The sequence below is a fragment of the Variovorax sp. RCC_210 genome, from assembly GCF_041355175.1.
Taxonomy (GTDB): Bacteria; Pseudomonadota; Gammaproteobacteria; order Burkholderiales; family Burkholderiaceae_C; genus Variovorax.
Genome location: NZ_JBFUPJ010000002.1, coordinates 352,514 through 375,195 on the forward strand (window position 1 = coordinate 352,514; position 22,682 = coordinate 375,195).

The window sequence follows — 22,682 nt, forward strand, 5'->3', positions numbered from 1 at the left end:
CTAAAACTGTTTAACGTGGCGGTCTACCGCCCGGACTCAATACTGAAACACAGCCTTACGATGTCTTGAAGTTAGCCTTCTTCAGCAGCGATTCGTACTGCTGGGACATCATGTAGTTTTGCACCTGGGCCATGAAGTCCATCGTGACGACCACGATGATCAGCAGGGAGGTACCACCGAAGTAGAACGGCACGTTGTACTTCAGGATCAGGAACTCTGGCAGCAGGCAGACGAAGGTGATGTACACCGCGCCGGCCAACGTCAGGCGAACCAGAATCTTGTCGATATAGCGAGCGGTCTGGTCACCCGGGCGAATGCCAGGAATGAATGCACCACTCTTCTTCAGGTTGTCGGCGGTTTCCTTGCTGTTGAACACGAGTGCCGTGTAGAAGAAGCAGAAGAAAACGATCGCAGCGGCATACAGCAGCACATAGATCGGCTCACCCGGACGCAGTGCGCCAGCGATATCCTTGATCCAGCGGAAACCACCGTCACCCGTGCTGAACCAGCCAACCACCGTTGCGGGCAGCAGGATGATCGACGAAGCGAAGATCGGCGGGATCACGCCAGCCATGTTCAGCTTCAGCGGCAGGTGCGACGACTGACCGCCGTAGACCTTGTTGCCCACCTGACGCCGCGCATAGTTCACGAGGATCTTGCGCTGACCGCGTTCCACGAACACCACGAAGTAGGTGACCAGCACCACGACCGCGATGATGAAAAGCGCAATGATGGGATTCATCGCACCGGTCGTCACCAGCGAAGCCAGGCCGCCGATGGCGTTGGGCAGACCGGCTGCGATACCTGCAAAGATCAGGATCGAAATGCCGTTGCCCAGGCCGCGTTCGGTGATCTGCTCGCCGAGCCACATCAGGAACATCGAACCGGCCGTCAAGCTCACCATGGCGGTCAGGCGGAAGCCGAAACCGGGTGCGATGACCAGGCCAGCCGACGACTCGAGCGCCACTGCGATGCTGAACGACTGGAACAGTGCCAGACCCAGCGCGCCGTAGCGCGTGTACTGCGTGATCTTGCGGCGACCAGCCTCGCCTTCCTTCTTCAATTGCTCGAAGGTCGGAAGCACGTAGGTCATCAACTGCATGATGATCGACGCCGAGATGTACGGCATGATCCCCAACGCGAACACGGTGAAGCGCGAAAGCGCCCCGCCCGAGAACATGTTGAACAGGCTCAGAATGCCGCCCTGCTGGCCCTGGAACAACGCTGCCAGCTGGTCCGGGTTGATACCCGGCACAGGAATGTGCGCGCCGACCCGGTAGACCACGAGCGCGAGCAGCAAAAACACGAGCCGACGACGGAGGTCGCCGAACTTGCCTGTCTTTGCGATCGTTGCCGCGTTAGTTGCCACGAAGAACTTCTTTCAGTCCGAGGGTGATCAGGCGAAGCTGCCGCCAGCTGCTTCGATAGCAGCCTTGGCGCCAGCCGTTGCGCCCACGCCCGTCAGCTTGACGGCCTTGGTGAGCTCACCGGTCTTGATGATCTTGACGACCTTGGCGAGCTGGCCCACGAGGCCGGCTTGCTTCAGCGCCAGGACGTCCACTTCGGCCAAGCCGAGCTGCTCGAGAGCAGTCAGCGTGACTTCAGCGTTGAACTTCAGCAGATGCGATTTGAAGCCACGCTTCGGAAGACGACGCTGCAGAGGCATTTGACCGCCTTCGAAGCCCACCTTGTGGAAACCGCCTGCGCGCGACTTCTGGCCCTTGTGACCGCGACCCGCGGTCTTGCCGATGCCAGAGCCGATACCACGGCCAACGCGACGCTTGGCGTGCTTGGCGCCGGCTGCCGGCTTGATGCCATTGAGTTCCATATCAGTCTCTCTTACAGAACTTTGACCAGATAACTGATCTTGTTGATCATGCCGCGCACCGCCGGGGTGTCTTGCAGCTCGCTCACGCTGTTGAGCTTGCGCAGGCCGAGGCCACGCACGGTCGCGCGATGCGATTCCTTGGTGCCAATCGGGCTCTTGACCAATTGCACCTTGAGGGTTTGTTGTTGCGTCGTCATTTGAATGCTTCTTTCGGCTTGCGCTTAAGCGAAGATTTCTTCGACGGTCAGGCCACGCTTGGCAGCCACCGCGGACGCGGTCGTCGAGTTCTTCAACCCGTCGAGCGTGGCGCGAACCATGTTGTAGGGGTTCGACGAACCATGGCTCTTGGCCACGATGTCGGTGATGCCCATGACTTCGAACACAGCGCGCATCGGGCCGCCGGCGATGATGCCGGTACCCTTCGGTGCGGGGATCATGACGACCGAAGCGGCGCCGTGATGACCCGTCACGCGGTGATGCAGCGTGCCGTTCTTGATCGAGATCTTGGCCAGGTTGCGACGGGCTTCTTCCATTGCCTTCTGCACGGCAGCAGGCACTTCCTTCGACTTGCCCTTGCCCATGCCGACGCGACCTTCGCCGTCACCCACCACGGTGAGTGCTGCGAAACCGAGGATACGACCACCCTTCACCACCTTGGTGACGCGGTTGATCGCGATCATCTTCTCGCGCAAACCGTCTTCAGGGCCTTCGTTCTGCGTTCTTGCTTGAATCTTTGCCATTTTGAATCTCGTGTCCGGTTAGAACTGCAGACCGGCTTCGCGGGCGGCCTCGGCCAGCGCCTTGACGCGGCCGTGGTAAGCGAAACCAGCGCGGTCGAAAGCGACCTTCTCGACGCCGGCTGCCTTCGCCTTCTCAGCGATGCGCTTGCCGACGGCGGTGGCTGCGGCGGCATTGCCGCCCTTGCCGGAACCGCCGAGCGAGGTACGCACTTCGGCTTCTGCCGTCGATGCGGTTGCAATCACCTTGGTGCCGTCGTCGGAGATGACGGTGGCGTAGATGTGCAGGTTGGTGCGGTTCACCGTGAGACGGGCCACGCCCTGCGTCGCGATGCGAATGCGGGTCTGGCGCGAGCGGCGAAGACGCTGTGCTTTTTTGGTCAACATCATTTTGCTGCCCCTTACTTCTTCTTGGTCTCTTTGATCACGATCTTCTCGTCCGAATAACGGATGCCCTTGCCCTTGTAAGGCTCAGGCGGACGAACAGCGCGGATCTCAGCGGCGATTTGACCAACGCGCTGACGGTCAGCACCCTTGATCACGATTTCGGTCGGGGTCGCGGTGGCCACCGTGATGCCCTGGGGCATCTCGATGTTGACCGGGTGCGAGTAACCGACTTGCAGGTTCAACTTGTTGTTGGAGGCTGCAGCCTTGTAGCCGACGCCGACCAAGTTCAGCTTCTTCTCGAAGCCCTTGGTCACGCCAACCACCATGTTGTTCACCAGCTGACGGATCGTGCCGCTCATCGCATTCGCTTCACGCGAATCGTTGGCGGGCTCGAAGTTCAGCTTGCCGTCATTGCTGACGACGTTGACCAGTGCATTGCGGTGCAGGACGAGCGAACCGCCCGTGCCCTTCACGCTGATCTGGTCTTCCTTGATCGACACATCCACGCCTGCGGGGATGGTGATCGGCATTTTTCCTACTCGGGACATTTCAGTGACTCCTCGATGTCTCGGTTAGGCGACGTAGCACAGAACTTCGCCGCCGACACCGGTGGCGCGAGCCTTGCGGTCGGTCATCACGCCTTGGGGGGTCGTGACGATCGCAACGCCGAGGCCGTTCTGGACTTGCGGGATGGCTGCGCTGGCCTTGTAGACGCGCAGGCCGGGGCGGCTCACGCGTTCGATACGTTCGATGACCGGGCGGCCAGCGTAGTACTTCAGCGTGATAACGAGTTCGGACTTGCCGGCATCGGTCTTCACTTCGAAGCCGTCGATGTAGCCTTCGTCCTTCAGGACTTGTGCAATCGCGGCCTTCACCTTGGAGGACGGGATCGACACAGTGGGCTTCGCCACCATCTGCGCGTTACGGATACGCGTCAGCAGGTCGGCAATGGGATCACTCATGCTCATGTTGTTTGCTCCTGCCTGGCTTACCAGCTGGCCTTGGTGACACCGGGGATGTCGCCAGCGAAAGCCAGTTCACGAATCTTGGCGCGAGCCAGACCGAATTGACGGAAGGTGCCACGCGGGCGACCGGTGATTTCGCAGCGGTTGCGTTGACGCGTCGGATTTGCGTTGCGCGGCAGCTTCTGCAGCGCCAGGCGTGCAGCAGCGCGCTCTTCTTCGCTCTTCTTCAGGTCGTTGGAAGCAGCCTTCAGTTCAGCGTGCTTCACGGCGAACTTGGCAACCAGCTTGTCGCGCTTGAGTTCGCGCTGGATCAGAGATTGTTTGGCCATGGTTCGCCTCAGTTCTTGAACGGGAAACGGAAACCAGCGAGAAGCGCCTTGGCTTCTTCGTCGGTCTTGGCCGTCGTCGTGATGCTGATATTGAGACCGCGCAGGGCATCGACCTTGTCGTATTCGATCTCAGGGAAAATGATCTGTTCCTTGACGCCGATGTTGTAGTTGCCACGGCCGTCGAACGCACGGCCGGAGATGCCGCGGAAGTCGCGAACACGCGGCAGCGCGATGGTCACGAAACGGTCCAGGAACTCATACATCTGCACGCCACGCAGCGTGACCATGCAGCCGATAGGCTGGTTTTCGCGGATCTTGAAACCGGCGATAGCCTTCTTCGACTTGGTGACCACGGGCTTCTGGCCGGCGATCTTGGTCAGATCGGCGACAGCGTTGTCGAGAACCTTCTTGTCGGCGACTGCTTCACCCACACCCATGTTCAGGGTGATCTTGGTGAGGCGGGGGACCTGCATCGGCGACTTGTAGCCGAACTTTTCCGTCAGGTCTTTCGCGATCTTTTCGCGATAGTGTTGTTGGAGACGTGCCATGTGAGTACCTCTTAGGCGAACTTGATTTCGTCGCCGCTGGACTTGAAGACGCGAACAGCCACGCGCTTGCCGTCAGCACCCTGGGTGATCTTGATGCCCACGCGATCGGCCTTGCCGGTCGCGGCATTGAAGATCGCCACGTTGGATTGGTGAATGGGCATGGACTTCTCGACGATGCCACCGGTCGTACCCTTGAGGGGGTTCGGCTTGGTGTGCTTCTTGACGAGGTTCAGGCCGTCGATGACGATGTGCGAATCGTCCTTGCGAAGCGAGACGGTGCCGCGCTTGCCCTTGTCACGACCGGCCAACACGATGACCTGGTCGCCTTTGCGAATCTTGTTCATGGCGTTGTGTCCTTAGAGAACTTCGGGTGCCAGCGACACGATCTTCATGAACTTCTCGGTGCGCAGTTCGCGCGTGACCGGTCCGAAGATGCGGGTGCCGATGGGCTCCAGCTTGGCGTTGAGCAACACTGCGGCGTTGCCGTCGAACTTGACGAGCGAGCCGTCAGCGCGGCGGATGCCCTTGGCGGTGCGAACCACCACTGCGCTGTAGATCTCGCCCTTCTTGACGCGACCACGCGGAGCGGCTTCCTTGATGCTCACCTTGATGACGTCGCCCACGCTGGCATAACGCCGCTTGGAGCCACCGAGCACCTTGATACACAGGACGGATTTCGCGCCTGTGTTGTCGGCCACTTCGAGCCGGGATTCAGTTTGGATCATTTCTTGATATTCCCAACTTGTACCGATGCGCCTCCAGGAGGGAGACACCGCGGTCAGTCTTGGTCCCGTCGTCCACACCCCGAACCACTCGGGGCGCTTCCGCTTTGGGCTGAAAGCTTCGCCTTTTGGAAGCGAAGCCCGCGATTGTGGCACGCACTTATGGCGATGTCAACAACCCCATTACACCATTTCCCGCTGGCACTAGACTTCGGGGCGTGCAGTCGCCCGAGAAACCCCCTCTGATGCCCCTGTCGCCCCAGCGCCGCCGCCTGCTGGCGGGCGCCGCCAGCCTGCTAGCGCTGGGCCTGGCCGCCTGCAGGAGCGCCACGCCGAAACCCGACACCGGCCGGCTGCGCCTGATCGCGGAAAGCCGTTGGTCTCACCGCCTCCATATAGAAGGCACCACCGCGGGCGGCCTGTCGGGCATCGACTACGACCCGATCCGAGGTGAGTACCTGCTCATCAGCGACGACCGGTCAGATCTGGATCCGGTGCGCTACTACATCGCCCGCTGGCCGCGCCCGGAGGCCACCCAGCCCGAACCGATCGGCGTGGTACAGCTGCAACGGCCCGGCAGCGGCCCCTGGCCGAACCGGCGCCACGCGGTCGACGGCCTGCCCGTGCCCGACCCCGAAGCCTTGCGGCTGCGCCCCGCGACGAACACCCTGCTCTGGACCAGCGAGGGCGACGTGGCCCGCGGCTTCGGTCCCGCGCTGTACGAATCGACCCGCGACGGCCGCTTTCTGCGCGAATTCCCGATGCCGGCCATGTTCCGGCCCGATCCGGCGCAGCGCCGCGGCCCGCGCGACAACCTGACCTTCGAGGGCGTCACCCTCACGCCCGACGGCCGCTTCGCCTGGCTGGGCATGGAAAACGCCCTGATGCAGGACGGCCCCGAGCCCACCGTCGGCGCGCCCGGCGGCCCCTGCCGCTTCACCTGCATCGACCTGCAGACCGGCCAGCCCGACCGCCAGATCGCCTACGTGCCCGACGCCATTCCGCTGCGCCCGCTGGTGCCCGGCACCTATGCCGACAACGGCGTGAGCGAGATCCTCATGCTCGACGCCGACCGCATGCTGGTGCTGGAGCGCGCCTACGCCACCGGCAAGGGCAATTCGCTGCGCCTGTACGAAATCGACACCCGCGCCGGCAGCGACGTGCTCGCCGTCGATGCGCTGGCGCCCGGCAACCACCGCCCCACGACCAAGACCCTGGTGGCCGACTTCGCCACGCTGGGCCTGTCCCGCCTCGACAACACCGAAGGCATGTGCTGGGGGCCGCCGCTGCCCGACGGCAAGCGCCTGCTGGTGGTCGTGAGCGACGACAATTTCAACCCGCTTCAGGTGACCCAGTTCGTCGCCTTCGAATACACAGACAGCACCGACCGCCAACCATGACCATCGCCGTCACCTTCCTCCCCCGCACCGGCCCCGCGCCCCTCCCTCCGCTGCCGCCCGTTGCCTTCATCGGCGGCGGCAACATGGCCAGCGCCATCATCGGCGGCCTGGTGCAGCAAGGCACGCCGGCGGAGTCCTTCGAGGTGGTGGAGCCCTTCGAGGAAGCCCGCGCGAAGCTGGCGCATTCGTTCGGCATCACGGCGCAGGCCGAGGCCGGGCCGGCGCTGTCGCGCTGCGGCGTGGTGGTCTGGGCGGTCAAGCCCCAGACCTTCGCGGACGCCGCCCGTCCCGTGCGCGAATTTGCCCAGGACGCCCTGCACCTGAGCGTGGCCGCGGGCATTCCTTCAGACAGCATCGCCCGCTGGCTGGGCACCGAGCGCGTGGTGCGCGCCATGCCCAACACGCCGGCCCTGGTGGGCAAGGGCATGACCGGCCTGTACGCCCGTCCCGGCGTGGAAAGCGCCGACCGCGCGACCGTCGGCCAGCTGCTGGCGCCGACCGGCGAGCTGATCTGGGTGGACGCCGAGCCTGCGCTGGACGCCGTCACCGCCATGTCGGGCTCGGGCCCGGCCTATGTCTTCTATTTCATCGAGGCCATGACCGAGGCCGGCGTCGAGATGGGCCTCACGCCCGAGCAGGCGCAGCAGCTGGCCATCGGCACCTTCACCGGCGCCTCGGCGCTGGCGCACAGCGCCACCGAGCCCCCGTCGGTGCTGCGCGAGCGAGTCACCTCCAAGGGCGGCACCACTTACGCGGCGATCACCTCGCTGCAGCAGGCCGACGTGAAGGCGCAGTTCAAGACCGCGATCCGCGCCGCGCAGAAGCGCGCCGCCGAGCTGGGCGAGGAATTCGGCCGCGGTTGATCGGCTGGTTGGGCCGTCAGTCGACCGGCTTCAGGCCGGCGGCAACGCACCCGGCCCGAGCAGGAAGAGCCATTCGGCGGCCAGCGTGACGGTGCCGTCCTCCAGCTCGAGGCGCACTTCTTCTTTCAGCAGAAAGCTGTCGTCGCCCTTGGGCGTGACGTCCATGATGCGCACCCGTGCCCGAAAGCGCGCGCCCACCGGCATGGGCCGCACGAAACGCAGCCGGTCGAAACCGTAGTTCAGCGCGTGGTTCGAATCGAAGGGCAGCAGCGTGCGCATCGCCTCGCCGGTCAGCCGGATCAGGTGCGACACCTGAAAAAAGCCCTGCACGATGGTGCCGCCGTAGCCCGCTTCGCGCGCGGCGCGCTCGGGGTCCAGGTGGATCCACTCGCCTTCGCCGTCGCCCGACAGGTCCGAATAGCGCTGCACCATCTCCTGCGTGATGCGGTGCCACCCGGAGAAGCCCTCTTCGCCGACCTTCTGCTGAAGCCGTTCCAGCATCGGCGACGCCTCAGCGCACCGCGTATCCGGCGACGATGCCGGCGAACACGGTGAAGCCCAGCCAGTGGTTCAGCCGGAAGGCCTTGAAACAGCCCTCACGGGTGCGGTCGCGAATCAGCCGCCAATGCCACGCGGCCTGCGCCGTCGCCAGGGCGATGCCCGCGTAGAACAGCAGGCCCAGCCCGTGCGCGACGCCGGCCCAGCCCCAGATCGCCAGGAAGATCGCATAGCTCGTCATCACCGCCGCCACGTCGAGGCGCCCGAAGGTGATGGCCGAGGTTTTCATGCCGATCTTCAGGTCGTCGTCGCGGTCGACCATCGCGTACTCGGTGTCGTAGGCCAGCACCCAGAACAGGTTGCCCACCAGCAGCCACGCCACCAGCACCGGCACCGTCGACTGCACCGCCGTGAAGGCCATCGGAATGCCGAAGCTGAAGGCAATGCCCAGCACCGCCTGCGGAATCGACACGAAGCGCTTGGCGAAGGGATAGATCAGCGTGATGGCCAGCGCCGCGAAAGACCACAGCACCGTCAGCCGGTTGGTGGTCAGCACCAGGGCGAAGGCCACCAGCGCCAGCACCGCGCCGAGCCCCAGCGCCTCCTTGACCGAGATGGCGCCGCTGGTGACGGGCCGCTGCGCGGTGCGCTTCACGTGGCGGTCGAAGTCGCGGTCGGCCACGTCGTTGATGCAGCAGCCCGCGCTGCGCATGAGGAAAGTGCCCAGCGTGAACACCACCACCAGGTGCCAGCCGGGCCAGCCGCCGGCCGCGAACCACAACGCGCCCAGCGTGGGCCACAGCAGCAGCAGCCAACCGGCGGGCCGGTTCCAGCGGATCAGGTCGAGGTACAGCGCGAAACGGCGGGCGAGCATTGCGGTGGCTACTGAAGACGCGCGCGGGATTGCGGCGGGCAAAAAAAGAGCGGCTATTGTGCCGCTCGTGTCAGGGGGTGTGAGGCGCTCGACTCAGTCTTCAAGCAGCGAGCGCAGCATCCACGCCGTCTGATCGTGCACCGTGCAGCGCGCGGTGAGCATGTCGGCCGTCGGGTCGTCGCCGGCTTCCTCGGCCACCGGAATGAATTCGCGCGCAATGCGCGACACCGTCTCGTGGCCCTTCACCAGGATGCGCACCATTTCCATCGCCTTGGGCGGGGTCTGCGGCACGTCGGGCACGGTGGCGATCTTGCTGAACTCGGCGTACGAGCCCGGCGCGTAGTGGCCCAGGGCACGAATGCGCTCGGCCAGCACGTCGGTGGCGCCCCACAGCTCGGTGTACTGGCCCATGAACATCGCGTGCAGCGAGTTGAAGTGCGGGCCCGTCACGTTCCAGTGGAAGTTGTGCGTGGTGAGGTACAGCGTGTAGGTGTCGGCCAGCACGCGGCTCAGGCCTTCGGCGATGGCGGCGCGGTCCTGGCGCTCAATGCCGATGTTGATGATCGGCGCATTGCGGCTGCCGGACTCCTGCGCGACCACCGCGCCGCCCTTCTTGGGCACCTTGCCGACGGAGGAAGCAGGCGACGATTTCTTCGGGGCTTTGGCCATGGCGAGAGCTCTTTCTTCAAGTTGGAGGGAACACCGGAATTCTGAAAGCCGGCAGGCGGCTTCGCAACAGCGAGACTCTATCCCAGCGATCAACGATGCAAACCGCACGGCGCGTAGGCCGACCCCGCAAAGTGCTAGGACAGCCGCTTCACGCCCGGCAGCTCGCACGCATAGATGGCGTTGCGCAGCGCCGCGATGGCCTCGTAGCGCGTGAAGGTGCGCCGCCACGCGAGCACCACGCGGCGCGTGGGCGGCTCGCGGTCCTGCGCGTCGCGCACGGGCAGGTAGCGCACCATCTGCTCGGAGCTGCCACGGCCCTTGCCCTTGGGCTTGAGCGCCTCGGCCGGCACCGACAGCCGCGGCACCAGCGTCACGCCCATGCCCGAGGCCACCATGTGCTTGATGGTTTCGAGCGACGAGCCCTCGAAGCTCTTGCGGATGCCTTCGGCATTGCTGGAGAAGCGCGCGAACTCCGGGCACACCTCGAGCACGTGGTCGCGAAAGCAGTGGCCCGTGCCCAGCAGCAGCATGGTCTCGCTCTGCAGCTCTTCGGAGGTGATCGAGTCGCGGTCGGCGAACTTGTGCTTGGTGGGCAGCGCGGCCATGAAGGGCTCGTCGTACAGCGGTGCCATGGCCAGGCCGGTGTCGGGAAACGGCTCGGCCATGATGGCGCAGTCGATCTCGCCGGCGCGCAGCATCTCCAGCAGCTTGACGGTGAAGTTCTCCTGCAGGACCAGCGGCATCTGCGGCGTGCGCGAGATCACCTGGCGCACCAGGTCGGGCAGCAGGTACGGCCCGATGGTGTAGATCACGCCCAGGTTCAGCGGGCCGGCCAGCGGGTCCTTGCCGCGCTTGGCGATCTCCTTGATGCTGGCGGCCTGGTCGAGCACGCTTTGCGCCTGCTGCACGATCTGCTCGCCCAGCGGCGTGACGGTCACTTCGCCGGCGCTGCGCTCGAAGAGCTTGACCTCCAGCTCGTCCTCCAGCTTCTTGATGGCGACCGAGAGGGTCGGCTGGGAAACGTAGCAGGCCTCGGCCGCCTTGCCGAAGTGCCGTTCGCGGGCTACTGCGACGATGTATTTGAGTTCGGTGAGAGTCATAGCTTGCGTCAATTATGCGCAAGGGGCCCCCGACCGGGCCGGGCCGGGGCCGGAAGGCCCTGCAAAGCGCCGTGGCCCTCGGCCCAGCCCTCGGCTCAACCCACGGCTTCCCCGTCTTCCACCGCTTCCACGGCTTCCTCCTCCTCCACCATCCCCACCAGCATCGGCGCCGTCATCGGCCGCCCCAGCAAGAAGCCCTGCACCTCCGCGCAGTGGTCTTCGATCAGCGTCTGCAGCTGCCCGTCGGTTTCCACCCCCTCGGCCGTCACCGACAGGCCCAGCGCCTTGCCCAGCGCCAGGATGGCCTTCACCACGTCGCGGCTGCCGTCGCGCTGCTCGATGTCGGCGATGAAGCGGCGGTCGATCTTGATGACGTCGAACGGAAAGCTGCGCAGCGAGCTCAGCGACGCGTAGCCGGTGCCGAAGTCGTCGATGGCCAGCTTCACGCCCATGGCCTTGAGCTCGCGCAGCACCAGGCCGGCGCCCTCGGCGTCGTCCATCAGCACGCCCTCGGTGATCTCGATTTCCAGCCGCTCGGGCGCCAGGCCGGCGCTGCGCAACGCGTCCCTCACGCGCTGCACCAGCCGGCCGTCGCGGAACTGCACCGGCGACACGTTCACCGACACGCCGATCTCCGGCCACTGCACCGCGGCCTCGCAGGCGGTCTGCAGCACCCAGTCGCCCAGCGGCAGGATGAGGCCGCTTTTCTCGGCGAGCGGAATGAAGTCGTCCGGCCCGATGCGCCCGCGCTGCGGATGCGCCCAGCGCACCAGCGCCTCGGCGCTGCGGATCGACTGCGTGCGCGTGTCGAAGCGCGGCTGAAAGTCCAGGTAGAACTCGCCGGCCGCGATGCCCAGGCGCATCTCCTCGATCAGCCGGCGATTGGCCGTCACCCGGTCGTTCATCTCGTTGGCGAAGAAGCAGTAGGTGTTGCGCCCGTTGTGCTTGGAGCGGTAGAGCGCCGTGTCGGCCGAGCGCAGCAGCTCGTCGGGCGTGGTGCCGTCGGCCGGCGACACCGCCACGCCAATCGAAGCACCCACCTCCAGGTCGCCCACGTCGTTGCGAATGGGCGCGCCGATGGCCTCCAGCAGCTGCTGGCAGTAGGCGTCGATTTCCTCGTCGGCGAGGTTGGGCGCGGCAATCACGAACTCGTCGCCGCCGATGCGCGCGGCCAGCTGGTCGCTCTTGAGCGAGCGGCGCAGCCGGTCGGCCACCTCACCCAGCACCTTGTCGCCCACCGGGTGGCCGTAGGTGTCGTTGATGGGCTTGAAGCGGTCCAGGTCCAGGTACAGCACCACCAGCCGCGCCTGCGGATGCGTGAGCGCGGAGGCCATGAAGGCCGACAGCCGCGTGCGGTTGGGCAGCGAGGTGGCCGCGTCGTGCTGGGCCTGGCGCTGCGCGTCCTCGAAGGCCTGGGCCAGCGCCACGTCGGAGGTGACGTCGCTGGCGAACTTGATGATGCGCGTGAGCTTGCCGTTCAGGTCGTACACCGGGTTGTACGAGGCCTGCAGCCACAGCTCGCGGCCGTCCTTGCCGATGCGCTTGTGCCGCCCCGACACGAACTTGCCCGAGCGCAGCGTCTGCCAGAACTGCGCATAGGCCTCGGTGTCGGCCACGCCGGGCTCCATCAGCATGCGGTGGTGGCGGCCCACCATCTCCTCCAGCGCATAGCCGAAGGTGGCGAGAAAGTTCGCGTTGGCGCCCAGGATGGTGCCGTCCACGCGAAAGGTGATCACGCCCTGCGACTTGTTGATGGCCACGATCTGGCTCTGGAAGTCGGCCTGGCGCAGCTTTTCCTGCGTGGTGTCGGTGGCGTACTTGACCACCTTCAGCACGCGGCCCGCGGGGTCGAAGATCGGGTTGTAGGTGGCCTGCAGCCAGACCTCGCGGCCGTCCTTGCCCAGGCGCCGGTACTCCGCCGCATGGTGCTTGCCGCTGGCCAGCCTGGCCCAGAAGGCGGCGTACTCGGCGCTGCGCGCATGGGCCGCGTCGACGAACATGCGGTGGTGGCGCCCCGCCACCTCGTCCACCCGGTAGCCCATGGCGTCGAGAAAACGCGCGTTGGCGTCGAGCACGGTGCCGTCGAGCGCGAACTGCACCACCGCCTGCGACACGTTGATGGCCTCGATCTGGCCGCGGTCGTCAGCGGCCTTGAGCACGCGAGAAGAGATGTCGCTCGACGTTTCCACCACCTGGCGCACCACGCCGTGGGCGTCGGCGACGGCCGAGTAGAAGGCCTGGATCCAGCGCCGCGTGCCGTCCTTGTGCAGCCGCGGCCGCTCGACGATGCGCTGCTCGCCGCGCAGCACATCGGCCCAGATGCCGGCCCAGTTGTCGTCCCTGTTGCCGTCCCAGTTGTCGGCCAGCCCGTCGCCGGGGCCGATGTCCAGAAGATCGCGCCCCTGCAGCTCCTCGGGCGTGTAGCCCCAGGCGCGCAAAAAGTGCCTGTCGGCCCGCAGCACGCGGCCTTGCGCGTCGAGCGTCAACGTGGAGAAGGCGCTGTCGCGCGCCGCCCCCTCGTTGTCAGGCCCTGTGGGGGCCTTGGCCCCGCCCCTCTCCCCATCCGTCCACGCGTCTTGCATCTTGCACACCGGCATTCATCGACCAGAAGAAACTGCACAGAGAGCCATCCCCCCTCGACTTGCCTTCTTGGTTGCCTTGTCGATGCTTGAAGCGATCTATGGATGTATTGCTCAGAAATGCAGGGAAAAACCCGAAGATCATACGCAGGTTTGAAACAAAAGTTAACCGTTTCGCGGTTGTCGAAAGAGGGAGTGCGGTGCCACCGGCAGCGATGCCGATGGCACCGCGCATCAACTCACATCAGCCAACCTCAGCCGATGGTCGCGAGCGTGGCCCCGGCCGCCACGTAGCCGCCCGCCGCGACCGAGAAGGCAATGCGCCCCGCGCGGTGCGCGACCACCTGCATTTCCATCTTCATGGCTTCCATCACCGCGACGACGGCGCCCCGCGCCACCTCATCCCCGTCGGCCACCTTCCAGCCCTGCAGCGTGCCCGACACGGGCGCGGCCACGGCGGCGGCGTCGACCACCGGCGCGTCGGCGGCTGCGACGCCCGGCGTTCCCGCGGCGGCCGACAACCCGCTCAGCAGCACCGCCGGCAGGCCCAGCGCCATGCGCTTGCCGTCCACCTCGATCGCGGTGCGCAGCAGCGCGGTGTCGGGCAGCGGGTCCGGGCGCATGGCCGCGGCCTCGCCGTTGGCGAAGTCGGTCTCGATCCAGCGCGTGTGCACCTTGAAGGCATCGGCCGAGACGAAATCCGGGTGCGCCATCACCGCGCGGTGAAACGGCAGCACCGTGGGCAGGCCTTCGATGCGGAACTCCTTCAGCGCACGGCGCGCGCGTGCCATCGCCTGCTCGCGCGTGGCGCCGGTGACGATGAGCTTGGCCATCAGCGAGTCGAAGGTGCCCGGCACCTGCGAGCCCGCGTCCACGCCCGTGTCCACGCGCACGCCAGGGCCCGAGGGCGCGTCGAACACCTTCACCGGCCCCGGCGCCGGCAGAAAGCCGCGCCCCACGTCCTCGGCGTTGATGCGGAACTCGAAGGCATGGCCGCGCGGCGCCGGCGTCTGCGTGATCGACAGCGGCAGCCCTTCGGCGATGCGCAGCTGCTCGATCACCAGGTCGATGCCCGTGGTTTCCTCGGTCACGGGGTGTTCCACCTGCAGCCGCGTGTTCACCTCGAGGAAGGAGATGGCGCCGCTCGCGCTCAGCATGAACTCGACCGTGCCCGCCCCCGTGTAGCCGGCCGCCGCGCAGATGTCGCGTGCCGACTGGTGGATGCGCGCGCGCTGCGCGTCGCTCAGGAAGGGCGCCGGGGCCTCTTCGACCAACTTCTGGTTGCGCCGCTGCAGCGAGCAGTCGCGCGTGCCGACCACGACCACGTTGCCGTGCGTGTCGGCCAGCACCTGCGCCTCGACGTGGCGCGGGCGGTCCAGGAACTGCTCCACATAGCACTCGCCGCGGCCGAAGGCGGTCACGGCCTCGCGCACCGCCGATTCGTACAGCCCCTCGACCTCGTCGAGCCGCCACGCCACCTTGATGCCGCGCCCGCCGCCGCCGAAGGCCGCCTTGATGGCGACCGGCAGGCCGTGCTTCTCGGCAAAGGCGAGCACCTCGGCCGCGCTGCCCACCGGGTCGGCCGTGCCGGCCACCAGCGGCGCGCCCACCTTCAGCGCCAGCTTGCGGGCCTGCACCTTGTCGCCCAGCATCGCGATGGCCGCGGGCGAGGGGCCGACCCAGGTGAGGCCGGCGTCGATCACGGCCTGCGCGAACGCGGCGCTTTCCGAGAGAAAGCCGTAGCCGGGGTGCACCGCGTCGGCGCCGCTGCGCCGGGCCACGGCGAGCAGCTTGGCGATGTGGAGGTAGGTGTCGGCGGGCTTGTCGCCTTCGAGCCCGTAGGCCTCGTCGGCCATGCGCACATGCAGCGCGTTCAGGTCGGCGTCGGCGTACACGGCGACCGACTGCACGCCGTGGTCGGCACAGGCGCGTGCGATGCGCACCGCGATTTCGCCGCGGTTGGCGATCAGGAGTTTTTTCATCGGAAGGCTTTCACGAAATGCCGAAGACGCCCGGGGCGGCAGGCCCCGGTGCGGCGATGGGGTTGAAGCGGACGCGGGCGTTCACCGGGATCTGCCCCGCGCGGTCCAGGTGGTGGGTGGCGACCGAGGCGATCACCGGGTAGCCGCCGGTCAGCGGATGGTCGGCCAGGAACAGCACGGGCTGCCCGCTGGGCGGCACCTGCAGCGCGCCGCAGGCCGTGCCCTCGCTCGGCAGTTCGGCATGGACGACATTCACGGCGCGCGCCAGCGGCACCTCGCCCGCCAGCCGGATGCCCACGCGGTTCGACTGCGGCGTGACCGCCCACGACTGGCTGCACAGCAGCGCGAGCGCGTCGGGCGTGAACCAGTCGGTGCGCGGGCCGAGCACGATGTCGAGCACCACCTCTTGCTGCACCGTGGGCAGGTCCGCCGGCGGCGTTTCGGGCACGCCGACCAGCGCGCCGGCGGCAACCGCGCGCACGGGCAGCACGTCGCCCGTGGCCACGGCCGGCGGGCCGATGCGCGCCAGCGTGTCGGTCGAGAGGCTGCCGAGCACCGGCGCCACGTCGAAGCCGCCGCGCACCGCCAGGTAGCTGCGGATGCCGGCGCGCGGCTCACCCAGCGCGAGCACGTCGCCGTCGGCCAGCGCGATCGGCTGGTAGCGCGGCAGCGGCCAGGCCGCGCCGTCGGCGCGGGTGAGCGTGACGGGGCCGTCCGCACCGGCAAGGGCCACCACCGCGTCGCCGCGGCAGGCGAGCTGGAAGCCGCCGTAGGCGATCTCCAGGCAGGCCGTGTCCGACGGGTTGCCCACCAGCCGGTTGGCCGTTTGCAGCGAGCGCCGGTCCATGGCGCCGGAGGCGGACACGCCCTGCTTCGCCTGGCCGTGGCGGCCGCCGTCCTGCAGCAGCGCCTGGAGGCCGGCGGCGCGGATTTCGAAGGCGCTGCCGCCGTTGGCGACCACAGGCTGGGGAAGATGAACAGCAGCGGGAGCGGGCACCGCCCGCGGCTGCCCGGTGACGTCCACGAAGCGCACCGTGTCGCCCGGCTGCAAGAGCGCGGGCAGCGCGGGCGACTCGCGCGACAGGTCCCACATCGGCGCGTCGGTGATGCCGATGATCTGCCAGCCGCCCGGGCTGGCCTGCGGATAGACGCCGCTGAAGCTGCCCGCCAGGCCCACCGCACCGGCGGGGATGCGCGTGCGCGGCACCTGGCGGCGCGGCACGTTCAGGCTCGCGTCGCCGCCCGAAAGGTAGGCGAAGCCGGGCGCGAAGCCGGTGAAGGCCACCGTGTAGTCGCTGCCCGTGTGGCGGCGCACCACTTCTTTGGGCGCGATGCCCAGCAGCCCGGCCACTTCGGCGAGGTCTTCGCCGTCGTAGCGCACCGCAATCTCGATGCGCTTGTCGACGCGCGTCTCGCGGGCGTCGAGGCTGCGCTGGCCGATCTGCCTCACGAGTTCGTCGGCGCCAATGGCCGCCGGGCGGAAGGTGACCAGCAGCGTGCGCGCGGCAGGCACCAGTTCTTCGATGCCCGCGATGGGCTCGGCGCGCAGCGAGGCCAGCAGCGCCAGCGTCTGCGGCAGGTCGTCGAGCTCGACCAGCAGCGCGTTCAGGTTGACCGGCAGGAAGCGCATCGTCATGCGGCGGCGCTCGCGAGGTTGCCGGCGAAGGGGCGGATCGTGACGCCCGCCTGCTCCAGCCGCGCGCGCACCTGGCGCGCCATCTCGACCGCGCCGGGGCTGTCGCCGTGCACGCAGACCGACTCGGCCTCGATGCGCACGGTGCTGCCGTCGATGGCCGTGAGCACGCCGTCGGCGGCCAGCCGCAGCATGCGCTCGGCCACCTCGTCGGCGTCGTGCAGCACGGCGCCGGGCTCGCGCCGCGACACCAGCGTGCCCTGGGGCGTATAGGCGCGGTCGGCGAAGGCCTCGGCCACGGTCCGCAGGCCTTCGGCGCGCGCCCAGCCCAGCAGCGGCGAGCCCGCGAGCGCCACCAGGCACAGCGCGGGGTCGGCTTCTTGCATGGCGGCGATCACGTCGCGTGCCTGGCGCTCGTCGTGGGCGATGGTGTTGTACAGCGCGCCGTGCGGCTTCACGTAGCGCACCGTGGTGCCGGCCGCGGCGGCCAGGCCCTTGAGCGCGCCGATCTGGTAGATCACGTCGGCGCGCAGGTCGGCGCTTTCCACGTCCATGTTGCGCCGCCCGAAGCCCACCAGGTCGCGGTAGGACACGTGCGCGCCGATGGCCACGCCGCGCGCCTTGGCCTGGCGCAGCGTGCGCAGGATGCCGGCCGGGTCGCCCGCGTGGAAGCCGCAGGCCACGTTGGCGCTGCTCACCAGCGACAGCATGGCCGCGTCGTCGCCCATGCGCCACACGCCCAGGCTTTCGCCGAGGTCGCTGTTCAAGTCGATGTTCATCGTTGGTCTTTCCGGCGCGCGGTGTCGGTGTCGGTGTGGGTGTCGGGTCGCGCGCGCCCTGGTGTCAATGTGGGTTCGGTGCGGCTCAGTGCAGCCGGCCGGCGGTCTCGCGCACGTCCTCGCGCACGGTGAGCGCGGTGCGTACGCCCACGCGAAACGCCTCCACCTGCGCGGCCAGCGCCATGCTCGCCACGCCCGGTTTCGGCGCGGCCTGCTCGGGCAGGTACGGCACGTGCACGAAGCCGCCGCGCGTGCGCGCCAGCGCAGGCCGGGTGGCCAGCCGGTGCATCAGCGCATAGAAGATGTGGTTGCACACGAAGGTGCCGGCGCTGTTCGACACGGCCGCGGGCAGCCCGGCGGCGCGCATGTCGCGCACCATGGCCTTGATGGGCAGGCTCGAGAAGTAGGCCGCCGGCCCGCCGGGCACCACCTCGGTGTCGATGGGCTGGTAGCCCGCGTTGTCGGGGATGCGCGCGTCGTCGACGTTCAGCGCGGCGCGCTCCATCGAGATTTCGGTGCGCCCGCCCGCCGCCCCGATGCACAGCACCAGCGGCAGCGGCGCCTTCTTTTCCAGGAGGCCCGCCAGCGCCGCATCGAGCGTGTCGATGGCGCGGCCGAACACGCAGGGCAGCTGCAGCGCCTGCACCACCGCGCCCTCGCAGGCCCAGCCGTCGAGCGCGCGGGCAATTTCCCATGCGGGGTTGACCGGGTCGTTCTCGAAGGGCTCGAAGCCCGCGAGCAGCACGCGGGGCGTCTTGGCGGCAGGGGTCATGCGAGGCACCTCAACGGAACATCAGGAAGTACAGCAGGAAGATGTTGACCACCAGCAAGGCCGCGGCGGTCGGCACCTGCACCTTGATCACCGCGTTCTTGTCGGGCAGCTCCAGCAGCGCCGCGGGCACGATGTTGAAGTTGGCCGCCATCGGCGTCATCAGCGTGCCGCAGTAGCCCGAGAACATGCCGATGGCCGCCATCACGGCCGGGTCGCCGTGGTACACGCCCACCAGCACCGGCACGCCCACGCCGCCCGTCATCACCGGGAAGGCCGCGAAGCCGTTGCCCATGATGATGGTGAACAGCGCCATGCCCAGCACGTACACCACCACCGCCACGAAGCGGATGTCCATGTTGATGTAGCTGGTGGTGATGTACGCCACGGCCTTGCCCACGCCCGCGTCGGAAAACACCAGCCCCAGCATGCCCAGCATCTGCGGCAGCACCACGGCCCAGCCCAGCGCGTCGGTCAGGCGGCGCGATTCGCGCAGGCCCTGCACGGGCGTCTCGCGCGTCAGCCAGCAGGCCAGCCCCAGCGCAATGACGCAGCCCACGCCCAGGCTCACCAGCGTGGTGTTCTTGGGATCGAGCAGGAAGGCGTCGCCGATCTTCACCTTGCTCATCAGCACGGTGCCGATCACCGTCACCAGCGGAATCGCCAGGGCCGGCATGAAGAGCTTGTTGCCCAGCCGCCTGGCGCTGGCGGCGTAGTCGGTGGCGGTCGGCTCGCGGTGCTTGCCCGCGCCCACGCCGCGCAGCCCGGCAATGACGGCCATGGCGATGGCGCCCACGCCGACCACCGCCGGCGGCAGCTTGTCGCCGACGAGGAACACCAGCGCATACAGCGCCCAGAAGAGCCCGCTGGTGTAGCGCTTGGGGTGCTGCCTGTCGGTCAGCGTCATGATGGCCGTGACCGCGAGGATCAGGCCGACCAGGATGTACAGGTGCTGGATCGAGAGAATCATGATCAGCGGCCTTCCTGGGTGGCGACGGGCGCGGCGACGGCGTCCCGGGCCTTCTCGCCGGCCATCTCGCGCGCGATCGACTGGTCGAGCCGGCGCAGGCGCCACGAATGGATGATGAAGGCCGCGATGGCCGTCGGAATGCCCCACAGCGCGATGTGCAGCGGCTCCACGTCGATGCCGGCCTCGTGCAGGAAGGTGCTCATCAGCACGATGGCGCCGAAGGCCACGAAGATGTCTTCGCCGAAGAACAGGCCCACGTTGTCGGTGGCCGCGGCATAGGCGCGCAGCTTGTGGCGGATGCGCTCGGGCAGCTTGCCGTAGCGGGTCTCGGTGGCGCCTTCGGCCATGGGCGCGAGCAGCGGGCGCACCATTTGCGGGTGGCCACCCAGGCTGGTGAGGCCCACCGCGGCCGTGAGCTCGCGCGCGGCGAGGTACACGATGAGAAGGCGTCCGGCGGTGGCCGACTTGATGCGGCTGATCCAGTTCTGCGCGTGCTGGCGCAGGCCGTGGCGCTCGAGCAGGCCGATGACGGCCAGCGGCAGAAGAATGATCAGCGGCAGGTTGCGCGTCTTGATGAACCCGCTGCCGATGGCCGTGAGGATGGCCATCGGCCCGAAGCCCGCGGCCGCCGCCGTCGCGATGGCCGTGGCGATCACCACCAGCATCGGGTTGAAGCGCAGGATGAAGCCCGCAATGATCACGGCCACGCCGATCAGCGGCCACAAATGAGGGATGTCAGGAGTCATGTTGGTCTTTCGTTATGGATTCAGAGACACCTTGCGCGGGAGCGCCGGCCTTCCGCTTGATGCAAACCTCGTGCCAATGAATGAGCAATCAAATTGGTTTGAATCACTCATTAATTAGAGATTGTTGAACAATCGTGGTGAGTGTGCCCAACAACAGTGCCGCGTCGACCCCATGGAAACCCTGATCGCGGCTGCGTTTGGTGCATCGGGGCCATGGCCTGAAAGCTGCGGCGGACCGGGGCGAAACTGCTGCAAACTCGCGATTCCCCCGGTTACCCGCTCTTCTTTCCTGCTCTTCCTTCCCGCTCTTCCTTCCTTTCACTTCCGGCATGAATTCACTGGCTTCCCCGACTTCCCCCGCCTCGCCGGCCGCCGGCACGCAGACGCTCAACGACCGGGTGGCCGAGCTGATTCGCCAGAAGATCGTCAAGGGCGAGTTCTCACCCGGGCAGCGGCTGTCGGAGGCCGCGCTGGCCGACAGCTTCGAGATTTCGCGCAACACCCTGCGCGAGGTGTTCCGCACGCTGACCAAGGAAGGGCTGCTCAAGCACGCGCCCAACCGCGGCGTGTTCGTGGCGGTGCCGAGCATCGCGTCGATCATCGACATCTACCGGGTACGCCGGCTCATCGAATGCCAGGCGCTGGCGCAGGCCTACCCGCGGCACCCGGCCAAGAAGCACATGCGCGAGGCGGTGGAAACGGCGCTGAAGTGCCGCGACGCCGGCGACTGGCTGGGCGTGGGCACGGCCAACATGGAGTTCCACAAGGGCATCGTGGAGCTGGCAGACAGCGAACGGCTGAACGTGCTGTTCGCGCACATTCTGGTGGAGCTGCGGCTGGCCTTCGGCCTGCTGAAGGACCCGGAGTTCCTGCACGCGCCCTACGTGGACATGAACACCAAGTTGCTCGAGCTCATCGAGGCCGGCAAGTTCGCCGAAGGCTCGGCCTCGCTGAACGACTACCTGATTCACTCCGAGCGCATCGTGCTCGCCGTGTACGCGCGCCAGATGCCCGAGAACGGCCTCGACAACTGATCAGGACAGCTCGAGCTTCATGCCCTCGTGCGTGGCCTCGAAGCCCAGGCGCTCGTAGAAGCGGTGCGCGTCGGCGCGGCGCTTGTCGGTGGTGAGCTGGACCAGCCGGCAGCCCGCGCGCCGGGCGGCCTCGATGGCGAAGCGGATCATCTGCTCGCCGATGTCCTGCCCGCGGTGGGTGGACGCCACGCGCACGCCCTCGATCTGCGCGCGCAACGCGCCCTGGCGGGCCAGCCCCGGAATCACGATGAGCTGCAGGCAGCCGACCACGCCCTCGGGCAGCTCGGCCACCCACACGTCGTTGCCGTGCTGCGCCTCGATCTGCCGCCACGCGGCTTCGTAGAGCGCGCTGTCGCCGGGCTTCTCGCGCGCGGCGCCGAGCACGTCGTCGGCCAGCATCGCGGCAATGGCGGGGAGGTCGGCCTGCACGGCCTTTCGAAAGGTCGGGGACTTTGGAGACTTCGCGGAAGTCGGGGAGGTCGGGGAGGTCGGGGAGGTCGGGGAAGTCGGAGGGTTCAGAGAGGCCGGGGCCGGTGGCGCGGTCATGGTGCTTGCCTTGTGGTGCGTGTCGGCTGAAATAATGCCTCCTCCCCGCATTGCTCCGCTGACGGATACGCCATGACCTTGTCTGCCTACCTGCTCTTCCTGCCGGCCTGCTTCGCCATCAACATGGCCTTCGGCCCCAACAACCTGCTGTCGGTGACCAACGGCGCGAAGCACGGCGTGTCGCCCGCCGTGGTCGCGGCCAGCGGGCGCATCGTGGCCTTCGCCCTCATGATCGCCATCGCCGGGCTGGGCATGGGCGCGGTGCTGGTGGCCTCGGAGATGGCCTTCGACGTCATCAAGTACATCGGCGCGGCCTACCTGGTGTGGATCGGCGTTCGGTTGCTGCGCGCGCCGGCGCCCACGGCCGACGTGCAGTCGCGCGAGGCCTCGGCCGTGCCGTCCATGCGCGCGCTGGTGCGCCAGGAATTCACCGTGGCGGCGGGCAACCCGAAGGCCATCCTGGTGTTCACCGCCTTCTTTCCGCAGTTCGTGGTGCCGGGCGCGTATGCGTCGAGCTACCTGCTGCTGGGCCTGACCTTCCTGGTGTTCGAGGTGGTCGCGATCGCGCTGTACGCCATGCTCGGCGCGCGCATGCGCCGGCTGGCCGACGGCAGCCGCGCGATGCGCTGGTTCAACCGGGTGAGCGGCAGCATGATGGTGGGCTTCGGGCTGATCCTGGCGTTCACGCGCCGGCCGGCGGGTTGAACTTGGCCTGCCGCCGGTC

At 67.5% G+C, this 22,682-nt stretch carries 27 protein-coding genes; 4 read left to right on the top strand and 23 right to left on the bottom strand.

Features of this window, described 5'->3' with window-relative positions:
- Positions 1-55: 55 nt before the first annotated feature.
- Genes secY through rplN form a run of 11 tightly spaced genes read right to left on the bottom strand, consistent with a single transcriptional unit; the run spans position 56 to position 5,519 of the window.
- Positions 56-1,369, bottom strand: coding sequence for a preprotein translocase subunit SecY (gene secY, locus AB6807_RS09660; RefSeq protein ID WP_116910280.1), 1,314 nt, complete (start codon positions 1,367-1,369; stop codon positions 56-58).
- A 27-nt stretch (positions 1,370-1,396) separates the two neighbouring features.
- Complete coding sequence (gene rplO, locus AB6807_RS09665) at positions 1,397-1,828, bottom strand: 50S ribosomal protein L15 (RefSeq protein ID WP_101491466.1); 432 nt, start codon at positions 1,826-1,828, stop codon at positions 1,397-1,399.
- An 11-nt stretch (positions 1,829-1,839) separates the two neighbouring features.
- On the bottom strand, positions 1,840-2,025 hold the full coding sequence (gene rpmD / locus AB6807_RS09670; RefSeq protein WP_009124818.1) for a 50S ribosomal protein L30: 186 nt from the start codon (positions 2,023-2,025) through the stop codon (positions 1,840-1,842).
- Positions 2,026-2,049: 24 nt separating this feature from the next.
- Complete coding sequence (gene rpsE, locus AB6807_RS09675) at positions 2,050-2,568, bottom strand: 30S ribosomal protein S5 (protein WP_013544109.1); 519 nt, start codon at positions 2,566-2,568, stop codon at positions 2,050-2,052.
- Between the two features lie 18 nt (positions 2,569-2,586).
- Entirely contained in the window at positions 2,587-2,952 is a 366-nt protein-coding gene (rplR, locus tag AB6807_RS09680) for a 50S ribosomal protein L18 (protein ID WP_042672913.1), read from the bottom strand.
- A 14-nt stretch (positions 2,953-2,966) separates the two neighbouring features.
- A complete protein-coding gene (gene rplF, locus AB6807_RS09685) occupies positions 2,967-3,500 on the bottom strand; it encodes a 50S ribosomal protein L6 (RefSeq protein WP_116910281.1) in 534 nt (177 codons plus the stop codon).
- A gap of 24 nt (positions 3,501-3,524) precedes the next feature.
- The gene (rpsH, locus tag AB6807_RS09690; protein ID WP_056516708.1) at positions 3,525-3,920 is read right to left on the bottom strand and encodes a 30S ribosomal protein S8; all 396 of its coding nucleotides are present in this window, start codon (positions 3,918-3,920) and stop codon (positions 3,525-3,527) included.
- A gap of 20 nt (positions 3,921-3,940) precedes the next feature.
- Entirely contained in the window at positions 3,941-4,246 is a 306-nt protein-coding gene (gene rpsN / locus AB6807_RS09695) for a 30S ribosomal protein S14 (protein ID WP_116910282.1), read from the bottom strand.
- An 8-nt stretch (positions 4,247-4,254) separates the two neighbouring features.
- The gene (gene rplE, locus AB6807_RS09700; RefSeq protein ID WP_013544114.1) at positions 4,255-4,794 is read right to left on the bottom strand and encodes a 50S ribosomal protein L5; all 540 of its coding nucleotides are present in this window, start codon (positions 4,792-4,794) and stop codon (positions 4,255-4,257) included.
- 11 nt (positions 4,795-4,805) lie between these two features.
- Entirely contained in the window at positions 4,806-5,138 is a 333-nt protein-coding gene (gene rplX, locus AB6807_RS09705; protein ID WP_116910283.1) for a 50S ribosomal protein L24, read from the bottom strand.
- A gap of 12 nt (positions 5,139-5,150) precedes the next feature.
- Entirely contained in the window at positions 5,151-5,519 is a 369-nt protein-coding gene (gene rplN / locus AB6807_RS09710; protein ID WP_009124801.1) for a 50S ribosomal protein L14, read from the bottom strand.
- A 242-nt stretch (positions 5,520-5,761) separates the two neighbouring features.
- On the opposite strand from rplN, the gene AB6807_RS09715 reads away from it, so the two are divergent.
- Positions 5,762-6,916 (top strand): esterase-like activity of phytase family protein, encoded by a 1,155-nt coding sequence (locus AB6807_RS09715; RefSeq protein WP_371084390.1) that lies wholly within the window; start codon positions 5,762-5,764, stop codon positions 6,914-6,916.
- Complete coding sequence (gene proC / locus AB6807_RS09720) at positions 6,913-7,779, top strand: pyrroline-5-carboxylate reductase (protein WP_371084391.1); 867 nt, start codon at positions 6,913-6,915, stop codon at positions 7,777-7,779. Before AB6807_RS09715 ends, proC begins: the two co-directional genes overlap by 4 nt.
- Positions 7,780-7,809: 30 nt before the next feature.
- Here the strand turns inward: proC and AB6807_RS09725 are convergent, their stop codons facing one another.
- From AB6807_RS09725 to AB6807_RS09775, 11 genes are all read right to left on the bottom strand, one after another.
- Positions 7,810-8,280 carry a MaoC/PaaZ C-terminal domain-containing protein gene (locus tag AB6807_RS09725; protein ID WP_371084392.1) on the bottom strand — a complete coding sequence of 157 codons (471 nt, stop codon included), beginning with the start codon at positions 8,278-8,280 and terminating at the stop codon, positions 7,810-7,812.
- Between the two features lie 10 nt (positions 8,281-8,290).
- Positions 8,291-9,151 (bottom strand): 4-hydroxybenzoate octaprenyltransferase, encoded by an 861-nt coding sequence (gene ubiA, locus AB6807_RS09730; RefSeq protein ID WP_371084393.1) that lies wholly within the window; start codon positions 9,149-9,151, stop codon positions 8,291-8,293.
- A 93-nt stretch (positions 9,152-9,244) separates the two neighbouring features.
- Positions 9,245-9,820, bottom strand: coding sequence for a Dps family protein (locus AB6807_RS09735; RefSeq protein WP_371084394.1), 576 nt, complete (start codon positions 9,818-9,820; stop codon positions 9,245-9,247).
- A 134-nt stretch (positions 9,821-9,954) separates the two neighbouring features.
- Positions 9,955-10,920, bottom strand: coding sequence for a LysR substrate-binding domain-containing protein (locus tag AB6807_RS09740; RefSeq protein ID WP_371084395.1), 966 nt, complete (start codon positions 10,918-10,920; stop codon positions 9,955-9,957).
- Between the two features lie 95 nt (positions 10,921-11,015).
- The gene (locus tag AB6807_RS09745; protein WP_371084396.1) at positions 11,016-13,517 is read right to left on the bottom strand and encodes an EAL domain-containing protein; all 2,502 of its coding nucleotides are present in this window, start codon (positions 13,515-13,517) and stop codon (positions 11,016-11,018) included.
- Positions 13,518-13,753: 236 nt separating this feature from the next.
- Positions 13,754-15,481, bottom strand: a complete 1,728-nt coding sequence (locus tag AB6807_RS09750) for a biotin carboxylase N-terminal domain-containing protein (RefSeq protein WP_371084397.1) — start codon at positions 15,479-15,481, stop codon at positions 13,754-13,756.
- 10 nt (positions 15,482-15,491) lie between these two features.
- A complete protein-coding gene (locus tag AB6807_RS09755) occupies positions 15,492-17,111 on the bottom strand; it encodes a 5-oxoprolinase/urea amidolyase family protein (RefSeq protein WP_371084719.1) in 1,620 nt (539 codons plus the stop codon).
- Positions 17,112-17,113: 2 nt separating this feature from the next.
- Positions 17,114-17,893 carry a LamB/YcsF family protein gene (locus tag AB6807_RS09760; protein WP_371084398.1) on the bottom strand — a complete coding sequence of 260 codons (780 nt, stop codon included), beginning with the start codon at positions 17,891-17,893 and terminating at the stop codon, positions 17,114-17,116.
- Between the two features lie 85 nt (positions 17,894-17,978).
- A complete protein-coding gene (gene pcp, locus AB6807_RS09765) occupies positions 17,979-18,665 on the bottom strand; it encodes a pyroglutamyl-peptidase I (protein WP_116910294.1) in 687 nt (228 codons plus the stop codon).
- 10 nt (positions 18,666-18,675) lie between these two features.
- Positions 18,676-19,632 (bottom strand): DUF979 domain-containing protein, encoded by a 957-nt coding sequence (locus AB6807_RS09770; protein WP_371084399.1) that lies wholly within the window; start codon positions 19,630-19,632, stop codon positions 18,676-18,678.
- A 2-nt stretch (positions 19,633-19,634) separates the two neighbouring features.
- Entirely contained in the window at positions 19,635-20,378 is a 744-nt protein-coding gene (locus AB6807_RS09775; protein ID WP_371084400.1) for a DUF969 domain-containing protein, read from the bottom strand.
- Between the two features lie 329 nt (positions 20,379-20,707).
- On the opposite strand from AB6807_RS09775, the gene AB6807_RS09780 reads away from it, so the two are divergent.
- The gene (locus AB6807_RS09780; protein ID WP_116910297.1) at positions 20,708-21,412 is read left to right on the top strand and encodes a GntR family transcriptional regulator; all 705 of its coding nucleotides are present in this window, start codon (positions 20,708-20,710) and stop codon (positions 21,410-21,412) included.
- Here AB6807_RS09780 and AB6807_RS09785 read toward each other — a convergent pair whose 3' ends face one another.
- Positions 21,413-21,811 carry a GNAT family N-acetyltransferase gene (locus AB6807_RS09785; RefSeq protein ID WP_371084720.1) on the bottom strand — a complete coding sequence of 133 codons (399 nt, stop codon included), beginning with the start codon at positions 21,809-21,811 and terminating at the stop codon, positions 21,413-21,415.
- A 219-nt stretch (positions 21,812-22,030) separates the two neighbouring features.
- Between AB6807_RS09785 and AB6807_RS09790 the strand changes: the two genes are divergently transcribed.
- Positions 22,031-22,663, top strand: coding sequence for a LysE family translocator (locus tag AB6807_RS09790; RefSeq protein WP_371084401.1), 633 nt, complete (start codon positions 22,031-22,033; stop codon positions 22,661-22,663).
- Positions 22,664-22,682: the final 19 nt, after the last annotated feature.